6 protein-coding genes and 1 pseudogene are annotated in these 7,179 nt (G+C 66.0%); 5 read left to right on the top strand and 2 right to left on the bottom strand.

The features are described 5' to 3' along the window. Positions 1-1,248, bottom strand: a 1,248-nt coding sequence (locus ACFDTC_RS16700) for an AAA family ATPase (protein WP_375260011.1), incomplete at its 3' end; no start/stop codon positions are given. 176 nt (positions 1,249-1,424) lie between these two features. Continuing rightward, a complete protein-coding gene (gene gloB / locus ACFDTC_RS16695) occupies positions 1,425-2,186 on the bottom strand; it encodes a hydroxyacylglutathione hydrolase (RefSeq protein ID WP_375260010.1) in 762 nt (253 codons plus the stop codon). Between the two features lie 64 nt (positions 2,187-2,250). On the opposite strand from gloB, the gene ACFDTC_RS16690 reads away from it, so the two are divergent. The 5 genes and pseudogenes from ACFDTC_RS16690 to ACFDTC_RS16670 form a co-directional block, all read left to right on the top strand. Then, positions 2,251-3,000 (top strand): methyltransferase domain-containing protein, encoded by a 750-nt coding sequence (locus tag ACFDTC_RS16690; RefSeq protein ID WP_375260009.1) that lies wholly within the window; start codon positions 2,251-2,253, stop codon positions 2,998-3,000. A 305-nt stretch (positions 3,001-3,305) separates the two neighbouring features. Next, a complete protein-coding gene (locus tag ACFDTC_RS16685; protein ID WP_375260008.1) occupies positions 3,306-3,920 on the top strand; it encodes a F0F1 ATP synthase subunit delta in 615 nt (204 codons plus the stop codon). Further along, the gene (atpA, locus tag ACFDTC_RS16680; protein WP_375260007.1) at positions 3,920-5,458 is read left to right on the top strand and encodes a F0F1 ATP synthase subunit alpha; all 1,539 of its coding nucleotides are present in this window, start codon (positions 3,920-3,922) and stop codon (positions 5,456-5,458) included. The genes ACFDTC_RS16685 and atpA overlap by 1 nt, the downstream gene beginning before the upstream one ends. Before the next feature lie 12 nt (positions 5,459-5,470). After that, positions 5,471-6,349 (top strand): F0F1 ATP synthase subunit gamma, encoded by an 879-nt coding sequence (locus ACFDTC_RS16675; RefSeq protein WP_375260006.1) that lies wholly within the window; start codon positions 5,471-5,473, stop codon positions 6,347-6,349. 18 nt (positions 6,350-6,367) lie between these two features. After that, positions 6,368-7,179: pseudogene (locus ACFDTC_RS16670) on the top strand (F0F1 ATP synthase subunit beta); the annotation flags it as partial.

Genomic DNA, 7,179 nt, shown 5'->3' with positions numbered 1-7,179 from the left:
GTCGATCACGTCGATCGCCTTGTCGGGCAGCTTGCGGTCGTTGATGTAGCGCGCGGACAGTTCCACCGCCGTCTTGATCGCGTCGCCGGTGTACTTCACGCTGTGATGCTCCTCGAAGTAGGGCTTGAGGCCCTTGAGGATCTTCACGGTGTCGTCGACCGAAGGCTCGTTCACGTCGATCTTCTGGAACCGGCGGCTCAGCGCGCGGTCCTTCTCGAAGTGCTGGCGGAATTCCTTGTACGTGGTCGAGCCCATGGTGCGCAGCTTGCCGCCCTGAAGCGCGGGCTTGAGCAGGTTGGACGCGTCCATCGCGCCGCCGGACGTGGCGCCGGCGCCGATCACGGTGTGGATCTCGTCGATGAACAGCACCGCGTCGGGGTGTTCCTCGAGCTCGTTCACGACGGCCTTGAGCCGCTCCTCGAAGTCGCCGCGATACCGGGTGCCGGCCAGCAGCGCGCCCATGTCGAGCGAGTAGATGGTCGTCTTCGACAGAACCTCGGGGGTCTCGCCGCTTACGATCTTGCGTGCCAGGCCCTCGGCGATGGCTGTCTTGCCGACGCCGGGATCGCCCACCAGCAGCGGGTTGTTCTTGCGGCGGCGGCACAACACCTGGATGCAGCGCTCGACCTCGGACTCGCGCCCGATCAGCGGGTCGATGTCGCCCTCGCGCGACTTGGCATTCAGGTCGACGCAGTACTTGCCCAGCGCGGATTCCTTGTCGGACGCGGGCTGCGACGGCGCTTCGGAGGCGGCTTCCTCCTCGGCCTCGGTAGCGCCCTGCACGGGGCGCGCCTCGCCGTAGGCGGGGTTCTTGGCCACGCCGTGCGCGATGAAGTTCACCGCGTCGTAGCGGGTCATGTCCTGCTCTTGCAGGAAGTAGGCGGCGTTGCTCTCGCGCTCGGCGAAGATGGCGACCAGCACGTTGGCGCCGGTGACCTCGGTCCGGCCCGAGGACTGGACGTGGATCGCCGCGCGCTGGATCACCCGCTGGAAGGCGGCCGTCGGCACCGCTTCGGAGCCTTCGACGTCGGTCACGAGGTTGGCCAGATCCTCGTCGATGAACTCGACGAGGGTGGTGCGCAATTCCTCGGTGTCGACCGAACACGCCTTCATGACGCGCGAGGCATCGGGTTCGTCGACCAGCGCAAGCAGAAGGTGTTCGAGCGTGGCGAATTCGTGGCTGCGCGAGTTCGCCAGCGCGAGCGCCGAATGGATTGCCTGCTCAAGGGTCGTCGAGAATGAAGGCACGGGCGTGCTCCTCTTGTCTGCGCCAATCGTGGGATCAGCATTGCCTCGTAACATTAAAGTTTGGTCGATAGCCCCCGCTCTTCAAGTTTTTTCTTGCGTCAGCCCGATCACATCGACGTTCTGTGCCTGTTCCGTCGGCGCCCGGCCGGTGCGGGCCGGCCCTGGTGCGCGTCCGTTCAGAACCGGTCCTTGCGGCCGCGGATCTCGGCGAAGACCGCGACGTCGGGTGCGCCCTGCATGCCGAGGGCTTCCTGCAGCGCGGGGTCGTGCGCGCGCAGGAACGGGTTCGTCGCCAGCTCCAGCGAAAGCGGCACCTGCGCGGTCGGCTTTCCGGCGTTCCGTGCGGCCTCGATATCCTCGGCGCGGGCCTGCAGGTCGGCGTTGTCAGGATCGACGCTAAGCGCGAAGCGGGCGTTGGCGGCGGTGTATTCGTGGCCCGAATATACCATGGTTTCGGGGGGCAGCGCCATCAGCTTCGACAGGCTCTCCCACATCATCTCGGGCGTGCCTTCGAACACACGGCCACACCCAAGGGCCATTAGGCTATCGGCGGTGAACACGGCGCCCGCCTTGTCGAAGTGGAACGCCACGTGGCCCAACGTGTGGCCCGGCACCTCGATCACGCGAAAGGACAGAACGCCGGTGCCCCCGGTGTCTCCTTCCGACCAGCCGGTGGCGATCGGCGGCAGCTTGGCCTGTTCCGAGCGCGGCCCGGTCACGGTGCAGCCGTAGCGCGCGACCAGGTCGGCGACGCCACCCACGTGGTCATGGTGGTGGTGGGTGATCAGGATGGTGTCGAGGTCCCAGTCTCGTTCCTCGAGTACGTCGATGATCGGGCCGGCCTCGGGCGCATCGACCAGGAAGGTCGTGGTGCCGTCGTTGAGCAGGTAGGCGTAGTTGTCGCTCAGGCAGGGTACCGTCACGATGTCGATGGGCATGGTCAATCCTAACCGGCTTTGTCTAAGGTTGCCCCGACACTGACCCATCGGGCGAAGCGCCGCAATGCACCTGGACGTCGGCACCCTGCGCAACTTCTACTATCGCAGCGCGCTTGGCCGCGCCGCGCAGAAGGTGATCCGCGACCAGGTGGTGCAGTGGTGGCCCGACACGCATCGCATGACGGTGGTCGGCTACGGCTTCGCCGTTCCGCTGCTGCGGCCGTACCTCGCGGACTCGCGCCGGGTGGTCGGGCTGATGCCCGCGCCGCAGGGGGTGATGCCATGGCCGGCCGGCATGCCGAACGTCAGCGTGCTGTGCGAAGAAACCCGCTGGCCGATGGAGACGGGGCATGTCGACCGGCTGATCCTGATGCACGGACTCGAAACCTCGGAAAGCCCGTCGGAACTGCTGGACGAGGCGTATCGCGTGCTGGGCCCTGGCGGCGAGGCGCTGTTCGTGCTGCCCAACCGCTCGGGGCTTTGGGCGCGGTCGGATGCGACGCCCTTCGGCTACGGGCGGCCCTATTCGCTGACCCAGCTGGAAAGCCAGCTCAAGCGGCACGACTTCGTGCCGGGCGATCACGTCTCGGTCCTGTACCAGCCGCCGTCGACCCGGCGCTTCTGGATGAAGACCGCCGGCTTCTGGGAGCGGACCGGCCGCGCGATCCCGGCGGTGACGGCGGGGGGCGTGATGATGGTGCGCGCGTCCAAGCGCCATCCGCCGCGCCGGCGCGGCGTCGGAGAGGCTGCGCGCATCCTCAACCCGCTCGAGGTGCTGCACCCGACGCCGGGCAAGGCGGCCAAGCCGGCGTGACCGACGATTCCCCGGCGCCGCTGCGGCCTGTCGCCGAACGCGCCGGCGAAGCTGTGGCGGAGCGTTGTTCCGTCTCGTCCGCCGCACCCTTAGGAGATGACGTCTGAGTGGGGGCGCTAACACTTGGTCCGGACGCCGACGAAGCGATCGAACTCCGCTGAAAATGCCCGGTTTCGGGCCGAAAAACGCCTCCGGCATGGTGCGGACGACTGAATGACGTAAGCATGTTGCGGGGTCGGGACGGCTCTGCTACATCCCGCCGCGATCCATACGCCTTGCGGTGAGACAAGGTGAACCAAGCCTCCATGCGCCCGGACCTTCCGGTGCGCAGCGGGGGCATGATTATCGGAAGGGTGGACGTGTCTGAATCAGCTTCGATTTCCTCCGGCATCGCTGCGCGCTATGCCGCCGCCGTGTTCGAGATCGTCCGGGACGAGGGTGCGCTCGATACGCTCGAATCCAACCTCGACGATCTTTCCGCGGCACTGAACGAAAGCGCCGACCTGCGCGACCTGCTGAGCTCGCCGGTCTATGCGCGCGACCAGCAACGGGCCGCGATCACCGCGATCGCCGACAAGATGGGGCTGATGAAGCCGCTCAAGAACGTGCTGGGCCTGATGGCCACCAAGCGCCGGCTGTTCGTCGTGCCGCACATGGTGACCCGCCTGCGCGAGATGATCGCCGAAGAAAAGGGCGAGGTGACCGCCGACGTGACCTCGGCCACGCCGCTGAGCAATGAACAGTCGGCCAAGCTTTCCGAGACGCTCAAGGCCAAGGTGGGCCGCGACGTCAAGATCAATGCGACCGTCGATGAGCGACTCATCGGCGGTCTTGTCGTCAAGGTGGGCTCGAAGATGATCGATACCTCGATCCGCTCGAAGCTCAATTCCCTCCAGAATGCAATGAAAGAGGTCGGATAATGGGTATCCAAGCAGCCGAGATTTCTGCGATCCTGAAGGAGCAGATCAAAAGCTTCGGCCAGGAGGCCGAGGTTGCCGAGGTGGGCCGCGTGCTGTCGGTCGGCGACGGGATCGCCCGTGTCCACGGCCTCGACAACATCCAGGCCGGCGAGATGGTCGAGTTTCCCGGCGGCATCCAGGGGATGGCGCTGAACCTCGAGACCGACAACGTCGGCATCGTGATCTTCGGCTCGGACCGGGACATCAAGGAAGGCGACGTCGTCAAGCGCACGAACTCGATCGTGGACGTGCCGGCCGGTGATGCGCTGCTGGGCCGGGTCGTGGACGGCCTGGGCAACCCGCTCGACGGCAAGGGCCCGATCGAGACGACCGAGCGCCGCGTCGCCGACGTCAAGGCACCGGGCATCATCCCGCGCAAGTCGGTGCACGAGCCGATGGCGACCGGCCTCAAGGCCGTCGACGCCATGATCCCGATCGGCCGAGGCCAGCGCGAGCTGATCATCGGCGACCGCCAGACGGGCAAGACGGCCGTCGCGCTCGACGCGATGCTGAACCAGAAGAGCTACAACGACGCCGCCGGCGACGACGAGGGCAAGAAGCTCTACTGCGTCTACGTGGCGATCGGCCAGAAGCGCTCGACCGTGGCGCAGCTGGTGAAGAAGCTCGAGGAAACCGGCGCGATCGAATACTCGATCGTCGTCGCCGCCACCGCGTCCGACCCGGCGCCGATGCAGTTCCTGGCACCCTACGCCGCGACCGCGATGGCCGAGTACTTCCGCGACAACGGCCGCCACGCGCTGATCGTCTATGACGACCTGTCCAAGCAGGCCGTGTCCTACCGCCAGATGTCGCTGCTGCTGCGCCGCCCGCCGGGCCGCGAAGCCTACCCGGGCGACGTGTTCTACCTCCACTCGCGCCTGCTCGAGCGGTCGGCGAAGCTGAACGAGGACAACGGCTCGGGCTCGCTGACGGCGCTGCCGATCATCGAGACCCAGGGCGGCGACGTGTCGGCGTTCATTCCGACCAACGTGATCTCGATCACCGACGGCCAGATCTTCCTGGAAACCGAACTGTTCTACCAGGGTATCCGCCCGGCGGTTAACACCGGTCTGTCGGTGTCGCGCGTGGGCTCCTCGGCCCAGACCAACGCGATGAAGTCGGTCGCCGGCCCGATCAAGCTGTCGCTCGCCCAGTACCGCGAGATGGCCGCCTTCGCGCAGTTCGGTTCCGACCTCGACGCCTCGACCCAGCGCCTGCTGAACCGCGGCGCGCGCCTGACCGAACTGATGAAGCAGCCGCAGTATTCGCCGCTGACCAACGCCGAGATCGTCGTCGTGATCTGTGCCGGTACGCTGGGCTATCTCGACAAGGTCTCCGTCTCGGACGTGGGCCGGTTCGAGCAGGGCCTTCTGACCTTCGTGCGCTCGAAGCACAAGGACCTGCTGGACTGGATCACCAACGAGGATCCGAAGATCAAGGGTGACAACGAGGCCAAGATCAAAGCGGTTCTCGACGCGTACGCCGCCGACTTCTCGTAAGGGGGAAAGGCATTGGCCAATCTCAAGGACCTGAAAAACCGGATCGCGTCGGTCAAGTCGACCCGCAAGATCACCAAGGCCATGCAGATGGTGGCCGCCGCGAAACTGCGGCGGGCACAGGATGCCGCCGAGCAGGCCCGGCCCTACGCCGAGCGGTTCAACGCCGTGATGGCGTCGTTGGCCGCGTCGGTCGGTGACAGCAGCACGGCACCGAAGCTTCTGGCCGGGACCGGCAAGGACGACGTGCACCTGCTGGTGGTGATGACGTCCGAGCGCGGCCTCTGCGGCGGCTTCAACAGCTCGATCGTCAAGCTGGCGCGGACGCACATCCAGCGGCTGCGCGGCGAGGGCAAGACGGTCAAGATCCTGACCGTCGGCAAGAAGGGCCGCGAGCAGCTGAAGCGCGATCATTCCGACAAGTTCGTCGGTCATGTCGACTTCACCGAAGTGAAGCGCATCGGCTACGCCGACGCGCAGAACGTGGCGCAGGACGTGCTGGACCGTTTCGACGCCGAGGAATTCGACGTGGCGACGATTTTCTACGCCAAGTTCAACTCGGTCATCAGCCAGGACCCGACGGCGCAGCAGATCATCCCGGCCAAGTTCGAGGCGACCGAGGACGCCGACGATTCCTCGGCGCTCTACGATTACGAGCCCGACGAGGAGACGATCCTGGCCGACCTGCTGCCGCGCGGCGTGGCGACGCAGATCTTTGCCGCCCTGCTGGAAAACGGCGCGTCCGAACAGGGCGCCCGGATGAGCGCGATGGACAATGCCACCCGCAATGCGGGCGAGATGATCGACAAGCTGACGATCGAGTACAACCGCTCGCGCCAGGCCGTCATCACCAACGAGCTGATCGAAATCATTTCGGGCGCCGAGGCGCTCTAACGAACCCGGAGACACAAAATGGCTAACGCAAAAGGCAAGATCACCCAGGTGATTGGCGCCGTTGTCGACGTTCAGTTCGGCGACCACCTCCCCGAAATCCTGAACGCGCTGACCACCGACAACAACGGCAAGCGGCTGGTTCTCGAAGTCGCACAGCACCTCGGCGAGAACACGGTGCGCTGCATCGCAATGGACGCGACCGAAGGCTTGGTGCGCGGTCAGGAAGTGACCGACACCGACGGCCCGATCTCGGTTCCGGTGGGCAACGCCACGCTGGGCCGCATCCTCAACGTCGTGGGCGAGCCCGTCGACGAGGGCGAGCCGATCAACGCGGACGAGTACCGCCCGATCCACGCGGCCGCGCCCGAGTTCTCGGAGCAGTCGACCGAGTCGGAAATCCTCGTCACCGGCATCAAGGTGATCGACCTGCTCGCGCCCTACTCGAAGGGCGGCAAGATCGGCCTGTTCGGCGGCGCCGGCGTGGGCAAGACGGTTCTGATCATGGAACTGATCAACAACATCGCGAAGGTGCACTCGGGCTACTCGGTGTTCGCCGGCGTGGGTGAGCGGACCCGCGAGGGCAACGACCTCTACCACGAGATGATCGAATCCAACGTCATCAAGCCCGACAACCTGTCGGAATCGCAGGTGGCGCTGGTCTACGGTCAGATGAACGAACCGCCGGGTGCGCGTGCGCGCGTCGCCCTGACGGGCCTCACCCTGGCCGAGCAGTTCCGTGACCAGTCCGGGACCGACGTTCTGTTCTTCGTCGACAACATCTTCCGCTTCACGCAGGCGGGCTCCGAGGTGTCGGCGCTTCTGGGCCGCAT

The organism is Citreimonas sp. (genome assembly GCF_042096055.1).
GTDB lineage: Bacteria > Pseudomonadota > Alphaproteobacteria > Rhodobacterales > Rhodobacteraceae > Citreimonas.
This window is presented reverse-complemented; position numbering and strand designations above follow the sequence as displayed.

What these genes read in the sequence shown, in the direction of transcription:
- gloB (WP_375260010.1), bottom strand. Translation starts at nt 2,186, where the DNA reads ATGCCCATCGACATCGTGACGGTACCCTGCCTGAGCGACAACTACGCC.
- ACFDTC_RS16690 (WP_375260009.1), top strand. Translation starts at nt 2,251, where the DNA reads ATGCACCTGGACGTCGGCACCCTGCGCAACTTCTACTATCGCAGCGCG.
- ACFDTC_RS16685 (WP_375260008.1), top strand. Translation starts at nt 3,306, where the DNA reads ATGCGCCCGGACCTTCCGGTGCGCAGCGGGGGCATGATTATCGGAAGG.
- atpA (WP_375260007.1), top strand. Translation starts at nt 3,920, where the DNA reads ATGGGTATCCAAGCAGCCGAGATTTCTGCGATCCTGAAGGAGCAGATC.